Source organism: Shewanella electrodiphila (genome assembly GCF_023283985.1).
GTDB lineage: Bacteria > Pseudomonadota > Gammaproteobacteria > Enterobacterales > Shewanellaceae > Shewanella > Shewanella electrodiphila.
In genome coordinates, this window is sequence record NZ_JAKIKU010000012.1 from 1 (window position 1) to 15702 (window position 15702).

The window sequence follows — 15702 nt, forward strand, 5'->3', positions numbered from 1 at the left end:
TAGTATACTGCGCAAGCAATTTACTAAAGGAGCGGTAGTTCAGTTGGTTAGAATACCGGCCTGTCACGCCGGGGGTCGCGGGTTCGAGTCCCGTCCGCTCCGCCAACATTAACGATAAGCCCTAACAGCAATGTTAGGGCTTTTTCGTGTCTGAAGTTTATAGCTCTGTGAACTTTTGATGATGTAGGTTAATGTAATTTACCTAACTAGATTGATAAAATGCATAAAAGTAGTGCGTTTATAAGCGATGAATGACTGAGCTCATAGCAATGATTGTCAGATGTTTATCAGATAAAATTGTACAGAACTCCCACTTTAAACTTAAAGATGTATTTTATGTGCTTTTTATACAAAAGATATTTTTATATTAGGCATTAGTAAGATATATTGCTGCTTTAACGCTTAGGTAGAATTATGGATTGTCGTCTCGGCTGCGGTGCTTGTTGCATTGCGCCCTCTATTACTAGTCCGATCCCTGGCATGCCAAAGGGTAAACCTGCTGGTGAGCGTTGTATTCAATTAAATAACGATAACTTATGTAAGCTGTTTGGCGACCCATCTAGGCCAAAGGTTTGTGCTGAGTTTACAGCCACAATTGACGTGTGCAGTACGACGAATGAACAAGCTTTATGGTTGATCACTGAACTTGAATCATCAACATCTTAAGCAGATAAATTTTAAGCCTGGAATTAACTTATGCAACTAACACGATATACAGACTATGGCATTCGTATTTTAATGTACGTCGCTGCCCAGCCACAAAGAGAAACGTTATTTCGTATTGCGGAAGTCACGACTGTCTTTGACCTGTCGTCGAATCACGTTGCAAAAATTATTCATCATCTAGGCAAGCTTGGCTATATCCAAACCATTAGAGGAAAAAGCGGTGGGTTTAAGTTGGCGGTAAAGCCTGCTGAGATAAATCTGGGTAAATTAGTGGGTGAACTTGAGCCATCATTAGCCCCAGTTAACTGTACTGAACCTTATTGCCGCTTTACGCCTGCTTGTAGCTTAAAGGGCATATTAGCTAAGGCTGTTGCTGCTTATATGGAAGTATTAAATCAGTGTACTCTAGCTGATATAGTAAAAAATTCAGACGAGTTAATGGAAACGCTGCCAGATCTGTCTATCTCAGTACTTGAGCTGAACTAGTTCCTTCGTTCTTAGCCATTGAAACTGGCAAAAGTTTTGAGGTATGGACTAAGTCGATACCTTTACCTTCCAATCTATGTAGATTTTTATTTAAAAAGCGCACTGTTTCCGGATAAGGGTGCGCAATTACAACAATACTCCCTTCGGTTTTTGCTTTCTTAATGATTTGAGTGAATTGTTTCTCTAACGCTTGTTCACTGACATCGTTATCTAAAAAGATTTCTCTTCTGAGTAACGGCACTCCATATTGCAGGGCTTTATCGCTCGCTTTGCTGTAACGAGTGGTGACGCTATCAACAAAATACAAATCCTTTTTCTTTAAGCTTTCCATTAACCAGTTCATTGGATTATCTAACTGAGTTAATAGGCTGCCCATATGGTTATTGGCACCTTTGGCGTAAGGGATATTTTCGAGAGATGCTTTAAGCTGACGCTTTAATTGCTGCTCATCCATATCATTAGTTAAACCACCGCTTCCCAATTTTTTACCATTTAATGCCTGCATTGGAATATGCAGCATGATTTCATTACCTTGATTATGCCCTTGTTGAGCCAATGTTTGGCCTAAAGGGGTATGAGGTAACACTGATAAGGTGACTGTATTAGGGAGCGTCAGCACAGCCTCATCTGATTGACGATAACCTATATCGTCAATGATGATAGCGATGTTTGCGGCTTGTACGTGTCCAGTAATGAGTAGAGCTAATCCAAAAAATATTTTGCGCACAGAGTCTGCTTTTTAGTTATGAGTAGTTATCCATGCAATAGCTGAAGAAATCTGACCATCCTGTGGTTCATCATATTGCGCAGTTGTTTGCTCAATTATATCCAGATAATCAGAATTTAGAATAGCTTCGTTTGAAATTTTAATATCGGGTTCAATACCTTTACTGTGAATGTCATTGCCATCAGGCGTGCTGTACTTTGCAATGGTTAGCTTTATCGCATTACCCATCTCTAACATGGGTATTAGGCTTTGTACTGTACCTTTACCAAAGCTTGTTTCGCCTACAAGTGTTGCTCGTTTGTTTTCTTGCAGTGCAGCTGCCAGCACTTCTGATGCTGAGGCTGAGCCTTTATTGATTAATACCACCATTGGGATATCTTCGAAAATAGTTGGTTGAGATGCGTAATAAACTTCATTGGCATCAAAAAAACGCCCTTCAGTTGAGACTATTAACCCTTTTTTCAAGAACAGATCCGCAATACTAATTGCTTGACCCAATAAGCCACCCGGATTGTTCCTAACATCCAAAATAATTCCACTTAATGATTCATTTTGCCAAAGCTTAGCTTGTTTGATAATGGCGCTAGTCGCATCATGTTGAAACGAATTTAACTGTATATAGCCGATATTACCTTTAATAATTTTAGCGTTGATAGACTCAATATGAATAAGCTCTGGATCTAATGAAAGCTTGAATGGTGAGTCAGTTTCACGTTCAATGGTTAAGTTAATTGTCTGTTTATTATTACTATTTTGTTTTATGTCCATCAGTACGTCAGTTAAGTTGCTGCTATCAATAATGGTATCGTTTAGCTGTAGTACTTTATCGCCTGGTTGTAAGTTTGCTCTTGCTGCAGGTGAATTGGGGTAAGGAGTAATGATAGTGATTTGATCGTCGTCGGTTGCCACTTCAAAACCATAGCCGAAATACTGCCCACTATTACTATCGTTAATGCTTTGGTAGTCTTCAGAATCCAAAAAGCCGGAATATGGGTCAAGGTTTGTAAAAATGCCATCGATGGCGAATTCGATTAAATCTTCGCGATCAACATCGTTGAAATAGTAGGTGTGAATTGTGTCGATAACATCTAATAGCAGCGTGTAACTGTATTCAGATTCATATTTATAATGTTGCTCTGAACTTGATAAGCTCATTGATAAAGCAACTGAAATACCCAATAGAAAACATAATAAATAGCGTGCAAATTGCATCATAATCGCCCCTTAATACCGTTTAGGTATATTCAGGGCGTCGGTTATTTCAGCGAGTTAGGCTTTTCTAGCCTGATGATTATCGACAATATTTCGCTGGGTTAACGGCTTGCCCTTTGTGTCGTATTTCAAAGTATAGGCCAGATTCTGTTTGTCCGCCTGAACTCCCGACAAGGGCAATTGATTCACCTTTCTGCACCGTTTCACCTGGTTGGATTAATAACGCCTGTGCGTGGCCATAAAGGCTCATATAACCTTCACCATGATCAACGACCATCACCATACCAAACCCGCGTAACCAATCGGCGTAAATTACAGTGCCTGGGGCAACGGCTGTGATGTTACGTCCTTCAGGTGCGGCTATTACCACTCCTTTCCAACGGATTTGACCTGAACGACGACTGCCAAACTTTGAGGCTAAGTGGCCTTTTGTTGGCCAATTTAATTGTCCACGTTTTTTAGCTAAGCCATCCATTTGAGGGTTGTCTTTAGCGGCAAGTAACGCTTGCTCAATGAGGCGCTTCAAGCTGGCCTCTTCAATTTGCATTTGTTCCAGTTCCGCACCTTTACTGGTAAGGGTGCGCTGGATCTGCGCTAAGGTTTGCTGACGTTGGCTTTGTTCTTTATTGAGTTGCTCAGCTTGTTGCTTTTGCTCAATGATTAATGCATTCAGCTTTTGCTGTTCTTCAACTTGTTGAGTCTTAACGGTATCTAATTGCTCTATGGTGCTCTTTAGATTTGTAATAGCGGCAATTCTGGCGTTATTTAGGTATTGATAATAAGCCAGCATTCTTTCAACTGTTGCGGGATTTTGCTGGTTCAGCATCATTTTTGAGTAGTCATGATTACCGGCTAAATAGGCACTTGAAAGTTGTTTAGATAAGGTTTTTTGTTGTGTTGTACGGCGTTTATCTAGTTGAATTTTTTCTACATCTAGCTCACTGAGTTTGCTATTAACTTGACTGAGAGACGCTTGAGTTAAATTTACTTTTTGTGCAGCACTAGAAATAGCTTGCTCATCTCGTTTGAGTAACGAAATGAGCTTTTCTCGTTGGCGGCTGCTGTCTTTCAAAGAGCTTTGTTGTTGGTTAATCTGTGCTTGAATAGCTTTAAGCTCAGACTGACGCTTGTTCAGATCGGCACTTTGAACTGATGATGAAAGTATCAGAAAGCCAGCAAGTATGCTGGCTTTAAACAATAGTCGTTTTTTCACGAGTGGCTATTTACTCTTTGAGTTTAATGATTGAGTGGCCTGTCATTTCTGATGGCACTTCTTGTTCCATCAAGGTTAACATAGTTGGCGCTATATCGCTCAATCGGCCGCCCTCTTCGATAGTGGCATCACGACCAACATAAATGAATGGGACTAATTCACTGGTATGGGCGGTATGTGCTTGACCTGTTTCTTCATTGGTCATTTGCTCAGCATTACCATGATCGGCGGTAATTAAACATTCGCCGCCCACTTTCTGTAACGCTTCAACCACACGGCCAATGCATGCATCCACAGCTTCACATGCTTTTACTGCGGCATCGAAGTTTCCTGTGTGACCAACCATATCACCGTTAGGGTAATTACAAATGATCACGTCATAGTCTGTTGACTCAATTGCAGCAACCAGCTTATCGGTTAGCTCTGTTGAGTTCATTTCAGGTTGAAGATCATAAGTTGCTACATCTGGAGATTTAATCAGTTCGCGGCTTTCACCTTCAAATGGTTGCTCTTTACCGCCATTAAAGAAGAAGGTTACGTGAGCATATTTTTCAGTTTCTGAAATGCGTAACTGAGTTTTACCTTGGTTTTGTAAAGTCTCACCTAAGGTATTAACCAAATCTGTTGATGGGAATGCCACAGGGACTTTAATGTCGTTGGCATAGTTTGTCAGCATCACAAAATTGACGTCAGGCGTCGCTTTACGCTCAAAGCCATCGAAGTCAGCATTTACAAAACTGCGAGTAATTTGGCGTGCACGGTCAGCGCGGAAGTTCATGAAAATAAGTGCATCACCGTCAGATAAATGAGCAGCTTCGCCAATAGTGGTTGCAGCAACAAACTCATCATTTTCATCACGGGCGTATGCAGCTTCTAATGCTTCAACGGCATTAGAGTAGTTAAATTCAGCTTCACCTTGAGTGATGAGGTTATAGGTTTTTTGTACGCGATCCCAACGGTTATCACGATCCATTGCGTAGTAACGGCCAATTAATGAAACGATTTTACCGTGCCCTAAACTGTTAAATAACTCATCAAAATGCGCTAGAGAGTTTTTTGCACTGCGAGGAGGTGTATCTCGGCCATCTAGGAAAGCGTGTAAGTACACTTTAGTTGCGCCACGTTCAACAGCCATACGACACATAGCTTCAATGTGATCTTCATGACTATGGACACCACCTGGAGACATCAGCCCCATGATGTGCACTGCGCCATTATTGCTAATTGCTTTGTCGATAGATTCACATAAAGCAGCGTTTTGAGTGAATTCATTATCTGCAATCGACTTAGTAATACGTGTCAGTTCTTGATAGACAATACGGCCAGAACCAATATTGATATGACCCACTTCAGAGTTACCCATCTGACCATCTGGTAAACCTACATCTAAACCTGAGCCTGAAATTAAACTGTGTGGATAAGTAGCATTCAATTTATCTAAAACGGGAGTGTTAGCGTGAAAAATAGCATTTTGATGCGTATTTTCGCGGTAACCCCAACCATCTAAGATAAGGAGTGCCAATGGACGCTTTTGAGTCGCCATGGAAATACCTCTATTTGAAAGTTAAAAGTTGATGAGAAAGTTAAAATTTTAATGGTATCGATATTACTACTTATGCAGGCGCTGAAAAAGTAATTTACTTACAGCTTTGCTCTAAGAGAGGTTATTTCAATAGCCATGGCGTTGTCTGAGTGGCTGGGAGGCTTGATGAATTATTTGCAATAAAAGCATAATTACTGCGGATTTGACCTTTGCTTGTTAACTAAATGCAATCTTTCTTAGGTAAAGTGGCACTAATAAATCATTGGAGTCGAGTAATAGGCTTGAACTTGCTGCATTATAAAGACGCAATCGGTATACTCTGTGGCTTATTAATTTTAGCCATTTTTAAAGTAGGCAGAGAAGATGCAAGAATATATTGAATTTTTTCAAGCAAACCCAGTATTGAGTATTGCGTGGGTTGGTTTGTTCATTGCGGTAGTCGTGACTACGATTAAAGCTGCAACCTCTAAAGTCGTTAATATCAATACGCAACAATTGACCATGTTAATGAACAAACAAGACGGTAAAGTCATTGATGTTCGTTCTCAAGAAGAGTTTCGTAAAGGCCACATCGTAGATGCGTTAAATGTGCCTTTGTCTGAAATTAAAAATAATAAAGCGACAAGCCTTGAAAAGTATAAAAGCAGTCCCATTATTACTGTATGTAATGCTGGTATGACTTCTGCGCAAGCAGCTCAACTTCTTGTTACGCAAGGCTTTGAAAATGTCAGTAACCTAAAAGGCGGTATGGGTGACTGGACTGCGGCTAACTTACCGACTGTTAAAGGTAAGAAGTAAAAGGTAACCAGCTACTCGCTGATGACAATATTAGCGAGTAGAACAAGATCCTACTTGTATAAAGGGCTTACAGGCGTTTTGTTAACTAGTTAGATCAACTTTAATCGGGATGGACTAAAATATGGCATCAGCTGCATTTTAGTAATAAAAGCCCAAATCTAAAATTAGCTTCATAGAAGAGCTAAAACACAATTTGAAGGTAGAAAATCATGGCTGAAGTAGCTAACAACGAAGAACAAGCACCACAATTCAACATTCAACGCGTATTCACTAAAGACGTTTCATTTGAAACGCCAAACAGCCCAGCTGTTTTCCAAAAAGAATGGAACCCAGAAGTTAAGCTAGACCTTGACACTCGTAGCAACAAACTTTCTGATGACGTGTATGAAGTGATTCTTTCTTTAACTGTTACAGCTCAAAACGGTGAAGAAACTGCATTCTTATGTGAAGTTCAACAAGCTGGTATTTTCTCTATCACTGGTTTAACTGAACAACAACTTGCTCATTCATTAGGTGCTTACTGCCCTAACGTACTATTCCCATACGCACGTGAAACTGTAGGCAACTTAGTTGCTCGTGGTACTTTCCCACAGCTTAACCTTGCACCTGTTAACTTTGATGCGTTATTTGCACAGTACGTTCAACAACGTCAGCAAGACGCTGCTGCAGCTCCTGCTGCTGAAGAAGCAAACGCTTAATCAATATGGATAATACTACCGAAATTACGGTATTAGGAGCAGGGTCTTACGGCACTGCTCTTGCCATTTCCCTCGCAAGCAGCGGTCATAAGACCTTGCTATGGGGCCATGAGCCTGAGCACATGGAAACCCTAGCCAAAGAACGCGCTAATAATGCATTTCTGCCAGGAATTACCTTTCCTGACACACTTGAATTAGAAACCGACTTAGGCAAAGCACTTGCTGCGAGTAAAAATGTTTTGGTTGTAGTACCAAGCCATGTATTTGGTTTAGTACTGAAACAGGCCAAACCTTTACTACGAGATGATGCGCGCATTGTCTGGGCCACTAAAGGATTAGAGCCTGAAACAGGTCGATTACTGCAAGATGTTGCTCGTGAGCAACTTGGTGAGAAATTTCCATTAGCAGTATTATCAGGACCAACGTTTGCCAAAGAACTTGCTGCCGGTATGCCGACAGCTATTTCGGTAGCGGGAACATGTACCGACTTTACTCATGATTTGGTAGAGTTATTACATAGCCCGAAACGTTTACGTGTTTACGCAAATGATGACTTTACTGGCTTACAATTGGGTGGCGCTGTTAAAAACGTTATCGCAATTGGCGCGGGTATGTCAGATGGCATTGGCTTTGGCGCTAATGCTCGTACTGCATTGATCACCCGTGGTTTAGTTGAACTAACACGTTTAGGCGTCGCATTAAATGCGGATGCTAATACCTTTATGGGTATGGCTGGCCTAGGTGATTTAGTGCTGACTTGTACAGATAATCAATCACGGAATCGTCGATTTGGCTTGGCACTAGGTAAAGGCAGCGATGTCGATACCGCCCAAGAAGAAATTGGCCAAGTGGTTGAAGGTTATCGCAATACCAAAGAGGTTTACACTTTAGCTAAACGTCTTGGTGTTGAAATGCCAATCACTGAGCAAATCTATCAAGTGCTTTATAAAGGTAAAGCCCCTGTAGATGCAGCCAAAGAGCTACTAGGACGCGAACAGAAGTCTGAAACACTCTCAAGCTAGTGCAAGTGTGAATACAACGAAAAGGGTGCTAATATAGCGCCCTTTTTTGTGGCTGATGAAAAATTCGCCACTAAAATATGCTAATCGATTGCCGTAAGGCGCTTAACGAATAAGAGAGTAAACCTGTGAAACATCACGACGTAATTATTATTGGCGCAGGCGCAGCAGGATTAATGTGTGCATCAACTGCAGGCTATCGAGGTCGTAATGTACTGGTGTTAGATAACGCCAAACAGGCAGGTAAAAAAATTCTTATCAGCGGTGGCGGTCGTTGTAACTTTACCAACCAAAAAGTAGAGCCGCATAACTTCTTATGTGGCAATAGCCATTTTGTTAAGTCTGCACTAGCCCGCTATCGTTCACAGGATTTTATCGAGTTAGTTGAACGTCATGGTATTAACTACCATGAACGTGACCACGGGCAGTTATTCTGTGACGATTCAGCCAAAGAGATCGTCACCATGTTGATGACTGAATGTGATTGGGCGGGCGCTACAGTACAGCTGCGCACTGAGATCATGAGTGTGGCGAAAAATGCCCAAGGACAGTTTGAAGTGCAAACCTCCAATGGTGAATTTAGCTGTGATTCATTAGTGATTGCTACAGGCGGCTTATCCATGCCAAAACTTGGCGCATCACCTTACGGTTACAAACTTGCAGAACAATTTGGACTCAAGGTGTTACCTACCACAGCTGGCTTAGTGCCATTTACATGGCATAGTGAACAAAAAGCGCGTTTTGAGCCGCTGTCAGGCATTGCAGTGCCGTCAACCATAACCGCTGAAGATGGTACCCAATTTAGTGAAGCACTATTGTTTACTCATCGTGGTTTATCTGGCCCAGCTATTTTGCAGATCTCAAATTACTGGCAAGCAGGCCAAGCAATTAGTATTAACTTATTGCCCAATGAAAGTGCCAAAGAAAAAATTGAAACTGCGCTGGCTAATCATCCTAAACAAAGCTTAAGAAATACGGTTAGTCAGTGGCTACCAAAGCGTCTTGTTGAAACGTTGTTTGATGCAACTGATCTGGATAAAGCCTTAAATCAATTAGGGCACGGTGAACGAGACCAAATTGCTAAAGACTTAAATGAGTGGTCAATCGTGATGAATGGCACCGAAGGTTACCGCACTGCAGAAGTAACGCTTGGTGGTGTTGATACCAACGAGTTGTCATCTAAAACCATGGAAGCGAAAAGTGTCACGGGCTTATACTTTATCGGTGAAGTGATGGACGTCAGTGGCTGGCTCGGCGGGTTCAACTTCCAGTGGGCATGGTCATCAGGGGTGGCTGCAGGAATGGCCGTTTAGGCTTTTTTATGACAGTTTATTGAGCTCATTTATTTCATTTATACATAGAGTGATGTTCATCAATTCACTCTATGCTTTTTCGTTATTCCCAATTATTCTCTTGTATTGCTCTCTCTAATTCTATTGGCCGACGCTTCATTGGCTAAGCGCTGTTTAAGCTAATAAATACGAAAATATTTTGATAGCCTTATAGTCTTAAATCCGTTTAAATTAAGTTGGTATGCGTGATCTGAAATTATCATTAGGTCATCGAGTTGATGTTACTCAAGGATTTGGAGCAAACTCATGGAATTAGAGATATATGTGGTGGATGCATTCACCGATACAAACTTTAAGGGCAATTCTGCCGCTGTTATTCCTATCAATGACTGGCTTGATGATGAGTTAATGCAAAATATTGCTGCTGAAAATAACTTATCTGAAACCGCTTTTATTAAAGCAATTGGTATTAACCAATATGAGATCCGCTGGTTCTCACCCCTCACTGAAATAGATTTTTGTGGCCATGCAACTTTGGCAGCATCATTTGTGTTGTTTAACCATTTAGGTTGTGATGGTGAGCTTGAGTTTTTGAACACAAAGGTCGGCAAGCTTCAGGTTACTCAATTAACTGACATGCGTATTCAAATGAGCTTTCCTAATCTCGCTCCTTCACCAATTGAAGTGGTACCAGAAGACTTATATGAGGGCTTATCCATTAAGCCGCAAAGCGTCCTAAAAAGCGAGCAAGCCTACTTTGCTGTTATGGCGTCAGTTGATGAAGTCAAAGACATACAATATCAGTCGGAAACGCTCAAACGGCTTGCACCTTTTGATGTGGTCGTAACAGCAAAAGCCGATGATGACAGTAAACATGACTTTATCTCTCGCTATTTCTGGCCTGCCAATGGCGGTGACGAAGATCCGGTTACAGGATCTATTCATGCGGGGTTAGCACCTTATTGGTCTAGCATATTAAATAAAACCGCACTTGTTGCTCAGCAGGCCTCTGCGAGAAGCGGGGTTTTATATTGTCAGATAGACAATGACCGTGTGTTGGTTTCAGGCTATGGCACTTTGTATCTGTTAGGGACGATTTATGTTTAAGTCGATAACGCTTAGCTTAAGCGTGCCAAGGTGTCTTTATCTACTCAAGACTCGTGACATCATACGGAAGTGAATATATGGAAAAAGTAGCCTTAGTAACAGGTTCAAGTAGAGGAATTGGTGCTGCGACGGCAAAGTTACTCGCACGCCAAGGGTATGCTGTGTGTGTTAATTATCGAAGTCAGAAAAATGCAGCGGATGATGTTGTAGCAGCAATTAAGGCTGAAGGTGGTAAAGCCATTGCGATACAAGCAGATGTGTCCGTAGAAACAGAAGTGATACAACTCTTTTTATCAATTGAGCAAGCTTTAGGGCAAGTGACACATTTGGTTAATAACGTTGGCATCTTATATCAACAATCAAACTTAGTCGATATGAGTCTTGAGCGATTCAATAGCGTTCTCATCGCTAATGTCTCTAGTTGTTTTTTGTGTTGTCGTGAAGCCCTAAAAGTGATGCAGCAAGGTTGTGCAATCGTCAATGTATCTTCTGCGGCATCTCGTCTTGGTGCGCCATTTGAGTATATTGATTATGCTGCCTCAAAAGGTGCGATAGATTCATTAACTAAGGGCTTATCATTGGAAGTTGCAGGCAAAGGCATACGGGTTAATGCTGTTCGTCCTGGGCTAATCGATACCAGTATTCATGCTGATGGCGGAGAGCCAGAACGTGCACAACGATTGGGGGCTACCACCCCGTTACAGCGCTGCGGCACAGCTGAAGAGGTGGCGAATGCTATTTCGTGGTTATTATCGGATGAGGCTAGCTATGTCACAGGCTCATTTGTTGACATCGCTGGTGGTAAGTAATGATTAATCATTGGCTTCTTTTGCCACTTCATGACCGCTAGATAAATTGACGGAATAATGGTTAAAGTCACGACAAGAGAGATAACACACCCCCAACCTACAACCAGTGCCATTGGTGACATGTAATTATCATATCCACCTAAGCCATATGCTAAAGGTATTAGCCCTGCAACTGTGGTTATTGTTGTGAGGCTGATTGCTCTTACACGGCTTTGGGTTCCTTTTATGACAAATTCAACAGCGCCGAGCTTAGCCATATCTTCTTGATTCTCTTTTAAGTGCCAAACAAGCACTAAGCTGTTATTAACCATAATACCAATCAGTGCGATCATACCGATGATTGAGAAAAAACTGAGGACTTGGTTATGCATGAATAAGATAAATAATGCACCACCAATGCCGAAAGGGATCACTGAAATAACGATTAAAGATTCAACAACATTATCGAATAATAACAATAAGATGACTGCAATACCGACTAAGGCAATAATAACGGCCATGGTAAACCCTGTTTGCGCTTGCTGTGTTTCTAATATTTGTCCCGTCGGGATAATGCGTGCACCATGATAATCTTTATTGGCAAACTGATTTTGAACAAGCTTATATATAGTAATGGGATCCGTTACTGAGGCATCGACACTCGATGAAACCCGAATGACTCTTTCACTATTGAAGTGATTCAATTTTGCGGTGGAGTCACTAAATTCCCAACGAACAAGTTCTTTCAATGGGACTAAGCGGCCATCGCTTGCTCTTAGGGCGATATTGTCGAGTTCTTGTAGTGACTTATCATTGTCTTCAAGTGTGACTCGAAAATACACTTCCTCTTTGCCATTAAAAATACGTGTTACACGCTGACCTTCAACAGCATATTTGATTAGATCCCCGACTTGTGTCGCACTGATCCCGTAGTAATTGAGCCAACGGTGTTGCAATACGGCTTCAATTTGTGGTGTTGGCTCATTTACATCTCGTTTGACACGTACTGTGCCATCAATGGAAGTTAAGTATTCAGTAATATCATTGGCTAATTTCTCTCTACCTGTGCCTGAACCGCCGACGATGCGTAAATCAATAGGCCTACCCACAGGAGGGCCACCGCCATCGATATCAAACTCAACTTGGCTTAACCCTTCAATATCAATAATTTTTTCTTCCCATGCTGCAACTATGTCCTCAGCGAGTCGAGTTCGATCATTGGGTGGGCTGAGGGATATCTCCCATGTACTGTTAGGAGAGCCCACTTCACCATACCAGTAACTCACTTCAGGGGTTGCCTCTAAAATGGCTTCAAGTTGCTGTGTTTGTTGCCATACCTCATCCAGTGAAAGCTCTGGATTGGCTTCTGCACTCATTTCAATAAGGTACGCACCATCGGTAGGGAAAAATAAGTAACTGATGTTTTTGAAAGACAATGTACTTATAGCAATGATTAACGCTAATGCGACAGGTAATACAAGCCTGTAATGTGAAATTATAAATCTAATCAAATTATTGATCAGATTGAAATTGATGGTTTTTTCTTGCTGAAAACTGCCGTTTTTTCTTAGTACTCCCTTTAAATGGGCAGGGATAAAAAATAAGGCATCTAAAAATGAAAATAACAGTGCGATGACGACAGTAAGAGGGATGACATACATAAGCTTGCCACTGTTACCAGGAAAAAAGAGTAACGGAATAAATGCAATCATCGTAGATAGAATACTAGCGAGTACCGCTGGGAAAACGCTTTTTACCCCAAGTACTACGGCGGTGTCGACATCGTGACCTTGCTCAACTAATGATACGATTTTATCACTCACAACCACCGCATCATCAACGATTATCCCGATAATAAGGATTAATGCAGAAAGGGTAAATACATCTAAAATTTGTCCAAAAGAAGCCAATACGGTGAGAGTCCCGAAAATACACACAGGAATGGAGACAGCAACCCACAGTGCAATGCGTTTGTTTAAGAATAAGGCGAGCACTGCCAAAACTAGCGCCAAGCCTATCAGGCCATTACTTTGGACTATATTGGCTTTTTCTTGAATATCAGCAGAAAGATCAGAGCCTATTGCTAAGGTGTATTTATCCCCCAGTTTGATTTCTTCTCGGCCAAGTAAGGCTTTAACTGCATTAGATGTTGTGATGACATCGGCGCTTTCGTTAGTCCGTAAATCAAAAAGAATACTCTGTTTACCGTTAATTGTGCCGTAAGACGAGCCTTTCTCGTAACCACTCACAATGTCACTGGCCAAGTCTTTGAGTTGTAAATTTGGATTAAATGAAACGAACACCTCTTGCAGGGCTTGCAAACTATTCAGCTCTGCGGTGGTAATCAGTTCAGGATTATTTTGTAATTCTTCTAAACGGCCGCCACTAATCAGTGCATTTCGCTGTGAAATAATCGTAGCAATTTCATCAATCGTTAATCCGTATCGTTTTAAGGAGATAGGCTCTAGTTGAACAATAAACTCAGGATCTCGCAAATCTATAGGATGTACTTCGCCAATTCCATCAAGCTTTCTAAGTGCTAATTCAAGGTTTTTTGCCTTGTCTCGTAACGTTGAGTAAGGCACATCTCCTGCAATGCCAATGACCATAAAATCTAGACTAAAAGACTTTTTGATGGTTAAAGTTGGCGCTTCAGTAATACCTGAGGGTAAGTCGACAACGCGAGCAATCGCATCACGAAGATCTTGATATACAAGCTCTGAGTTAGCGACATCACTGTGTAATTCAAAACTAATATTTGACAGTCCATTTTCAGACTTTGATGTGAACTGCTTAAGTCCTGAAACGGATAATAGCTCCTTTTCAATCTTGCTGGTGACATTACTTTCAATATCTAATGCAGTGGCACCAGGGTAAGTCGTAATGATATTTCCTTTTCCCATATCAAAGCGTGGTTTCTCAGCTAGAGGCAACTTATATGCAGTCCAGGCACCAATACTGATGATAAGTAAGGTAAGTATTTTAGCGGCAAACTTTCGCTTTAATAGCAAAGATAGCATGGTATTCATTGAGGCGACTCCTCATTAAAGTGTACGTATACTTCCATGCTCGGATGGAGCTGATTATCGGCATTCTCTAATGTCACTTCGACCGCAAACCCCGGGGCATTCTCCTGCATCACTGGTGAGAATAATGAAATTTTGCCGGTTACCTGCAGCGGTATAGAAGGAATAGTAACTTTGACACTGTCCCCTTTTACGAACTGATCAAAATCGCTTTCTAGAAGGTGAAAACTGACTTTTAGTTTGCTGAAGTCGGCAATGGAATAAAGTGAGTCACCCACTGAAATAAATTGACCTACTTCAATTGAACGCTGCGTTACAACACCATCAAATGGTGCCTGTGGGGCTGCTTTAGCCAAGGTACGTTGGGATATTTCATACTCTGTCTTACTCATGTTATGTTCTGCGCGACTGATATTGGTCAGGCGAAGTTGATTTTCAAAAGTACCTTCTGAGATACCTTTACTTTTTAATAATGATTGATAGCGTTTAAGTTGATTTTCTTGTGCTTCAAGTTCAGAACGTTTCACATCGATATTATATCTAGCCAAGTCAACGTTTAAGCCATAGTCAATGTGAGAAATAGACAGTAACGGTGTATTAAGTGATACCGGATCACCGCTATCAACTTGAAATGAGTCGACTACGCCGCTGACTTCACTACGTATGATGACGCTCTTTTCTGGAATCAATTTACCCACAATATAGTTACTGGCAAAAGAGTATGTAGAAAATAGACATAGGTATAAAAATACTGCTGTTTTTATCATCGTTATTTCATTGGTGTTTATCATGACTTTTAGTGGCTCTATAAATGTATGTTTATGAATGACTTAAGCGTGGCTACTGCGTTGTTTTTCATCATTTGAGATAAAATTAACATGGAGGATGTCGAAAAAAAGTCACAGAGGGTTAATACGAAATACTACAGAGCTGTTCACTAATAAGCCTCGAGCCACATAATGGTCAGCCTGCGAGGGCACAGGAGAACTAAAACTAGTCAGTGCTTAGGCCTTTAATTTTTCAATGTATTTGTAAAAACAAACACAATAAATGACAGCGATGTCATTTATTGCTTGCATCTTTTACTGAAAACTCTTTATGTTAGTAAAAGAGAGTGTTTTGTATAC

14 protein-coding genes and 1 tRNA gene are annotated in these 15702 nt (G+C 41.1%); 9 read left to right on the forward strand and 6 right to left on the reverse strand.

Features of this window, described 5'->3' with window-relative positions; translation table 11 throughout:
• The first annotated feature begins 28 nt into the window (after positions 1–28).
• The 3 genes from L2737_RS17850 to L2737_RS17860 all read left to right on the forward strand — a co-directional run bounded on the left by L2737_RS17850 (position 29) and on the right by L2737_RS17860 (position 1152).
• A tRNA-Asp gene (locus tag L2737_RS17850) sits at positions 29–105 on the forward strand.
• A gap of 309 nt (positions 106–414) precedes the next feature.
• The gene (locus L2737_RS17855) at positions 415–666 is read left to right on the forward strand and encodes a YkgJ family cysteine cluster protein (RefSeq protein ID WP_248956642.1); all 252 of its coding nucleotides are present in this window, start codon (positions 415–417) and stop codon (positions 664–666) included.
• Between the two features lie 30 nt (positions 667–696).
• Positions 697–1152 carry an Rrf2 family transcriptional regulator gene (locus tag L2737_RS17860; protein ID WP_248956643.1) on the forward strand — a complete coding sequence of 152 codons (456 nt, stop codon included), beginning with the start codon at positions 697–699 and terminating at the stop codon, positions 1150–1152.
• On the opposite strand, the gene L2737_RS17865 is transcribed toward L2737_RS17860, so the two are convergent.
• From L2737_RS17865 to gpmM, 4 genes are all read right to left on the reverse strand, one after another.
• Positions 1127–1879 (reverse strand): divergent polysaccharide deacetylase family protein, encoded by a 753-nt coding sequence (locus tag L2737_RS17865; protein ID WP_248956644.1) that lies wholly within the window; start codon positions 1877–1879, stop codon positions 1127–1129. The genes L2737_RS17860 and L2737_RS17865 overlap by 26 nt on opposite strands.
• Before the next feature lie 12 nt (positions 1880–1891).
• Positions 1892–3094 (reverse strand): S41 family peptidase, encoded by a 1203-nt coding sequence (locus L2737_RS17870; RefSeq protein ID WP_248956645.1) that lies wholly within the window; start codon positions 3092–3094, stop codon positions 1892–1894.
• Between the two features lie 76 nt (positions 3095–3170).
• On the reverse strand, positions 3171–4304 hold the full coding sequence (locus L2737_RS17875) for a murein hydrolase activator EnvC family protein (protein ID WP_102528885.1): 1134 nt from the start codon (positions 4302–4304) through the stop codon (positions 3171–3173).
• Between the two features lie 10 nt (positions 4305–4314).
• Entirely contained in the window at positions 4315–5847 is a 1533-nt protein-coding gene (gpmM, locus tag L2737_RS17880; protein WP_248956646.1) for a 2,3-bisphosphoglycerate-independent phosphoglycerate mutase, read from the reverse strand.
• A gap of 363 nt (positions 5848–6210) precedes the next feature.
• Here gpmM and L2737_RS17885 point away from each other — a divergent pair, with 363 nt between their 5' ends.
• The 6 genes from L2737_RS17885 to L2737_RS17910 all read left to right on the forward strand — a co-directional run bounded on the left by L2737_RS17885 (position 6211) and on the right by L2737_RS17910 (position 11570).
• Complete coding sequence (locus L2737_RS17885) at positions 6211–6645, forward strand: rhodanese-like domain-containing protein (protein ID WP_229370138.1); 435 nt, start codon at positions 6211–6213, stop codon at positions 6643–6645.
• Positions 6646–6854: 209 nt separating this feature from the next.
• Positions 6855–7343, forward strand: coding sequence for a protein-export chaperone SecB (secB, locus tag L2737_RS17890; protein WP_102528888.1), 489 nt, complete (start codon positions 6855–6857; stop codon positions 7341–7343).
• Positions 7344–7348: 5 nt separating this feature from the next.
• Positions 7349–8365 carry an NAD(P)H-dependent glycerol-3-phosphate dehydrogenase gene (gene gpsA, locus L2737_RS17895; protein ID WP_102528889.1) on the forward strand — a complete coding sequence of 339 codons (1017 nt, stop codon included), beginning with the start codon at positions 7349–7351 and terminating at the stop codon, positions 8363–8365.
• A gap of 125 nt (positions 8366–8490) precedes the next feature.
• Complete coding sequence (locus L2737_RS17900) at positions 8491–9675, forward strand: BaiN/RdsA family NAD(P)/FAD-dependent oxidoreductase (protein WP_248956647.1); 1185 nt, start codon at positions 8491–8493, stop codon at positions 9673–9675.
• Positions 9676–9960: 285 nt separating this feature from the next.
• Positions 9961–10761 (forward strand): PhzF family phenazine biosynthesis protein, encoded by an 801-nt coding sequence (locus L2737_RS17905; protein WP_248956648.1) that lies wholly within the window; start codon positions 9961–9963, stop codon positions 10759–10761.
• A gap of 77 nt (positions 10762–10838) precedes the next feature.
• Positions 10839–11570 (forward strand): SDR family oxidoreductase, encoded by a 732-nt coding sequence (locus L2737_RS17910; protein WP_248956649.1) that lies wholly within the window; start codon positions 10839–10841, stop codon positions 11568–11570.
• Here the strand turns inward: L2737_RS17910 and L2737_RS17915 are convergent.
• Together L2737_RS17915 and L2737_RS17920 are read right to left on the reverse strand one after the other, a co-directional pair.
• Entirely contained in the window at positions 11528–14578 is a 3051-nt protein-coding gene (locus L2737_RS17915; protein ID WP_248956650.1) for an efflux RND transporter permease subunit, read from the reverse strand. The genes L2737_RS17910 and L2737_RS17915 overlap by 43 nt on opposite strands.
• Positions 14575–15342 carry an efflux RND transporter periplasmic adaptor subunit gene (locus L2737_RS17920; RefSeq protein WP_248956651.1) on the reverse strand — a complete coding sequence of 256 codons (768 nt, stop codon included), beginning with the start codon at positions 15340–15342 and terminating at the stop codon, positions 14575–14577. Before L2737_RS17920 ends, L2737_RS17915 begins: the two co-directional genes overlap by 4 nt.
• Between the last annotated feature and the right edge of the window lie 360 nt (positions 15343–15702).

What these genes read in the sequence shown, in the direction of transcription:
- L2737_RS17915 (WP_248956650.1), bottom strand. Translation starts at nt 14,578, where the DNA reads ATGAATACCATGCTATCTTTGCTATTAAAGCGAAAGTTTGCCGCTAAA.
- secB (WP_102528888.1), top strand. Translation starts at nt 6,855, where the DNA reads ATGGCTGAAGTAGCTAACAACGAAGAACAAGCACCACAATTCAACATT.
- L2737_RS17870 (WP_248956645.1), bottom strand. Translation starts at nt 3,094, where the DNA reads ATGATGCAATTTGCACGCTATTTATTATGTTTTCTATTGGGTATTTCA.
- L2737_RS17920 (WP_248956651.1), bottom strand. Translation starts at nt 15,342, where the DNA reads ATGATAAAAACAGCAGTATTTTTATACCTATGTCTATTTTCTACATAC.
- L2737_RS17905 (WP_248956648.1), top strand. Translation starts at nt 9,961, where the DNA reads ATGGAATTAGAGATATATGTGGTGGATGCATTCACCGATACAAACTTT.
- gpmM (WP_248956646.1), bottom strand. Translation starts at nt 5,847, where the DNA reads ATGGCGACTCAAAAGCGTCCATTGGCACTCCTTATCTTAGATGGTTGG.
- gpsA (WP_102528889.1), top strand. Translation starts at nt 7,349, where the DNA reads ATGGATAATACTACCGAAATTACGGTATTAGGAGCAGGGTCTTACGGC.
- L2737_RS17855 (WP_248956642.1), top strand. Translation starts at nt 415, where the DNA reads ATGGATTGTCGTCTCGGCTGCGGTGCTTGTTGCATTGCGCCCTCTATT.
- L2737_RS17910 (WP_248956649.1), top strand. Translation starts at nt 10,839, where the DNA reads ATGGAAAAAGTAGCCTTAGTAACAGGTTCAAGTAGAGGAATTGGTGCT.
- L2737_RS17860 (WP_248956643.1), top strand. Translation starts at nt 697, where the DNA reads ATGCAACTAACACGATATACAGACTATGGCATTCGTATTTTAATGTAC.
- L2737_RS17885 (WP_229370138.1), top strand. Translation starts at nt 6,211, where the DNA reads ATGCAAGAATATATTGAATTTTTTCAAGCAAACCCAGTATTGAGTATT.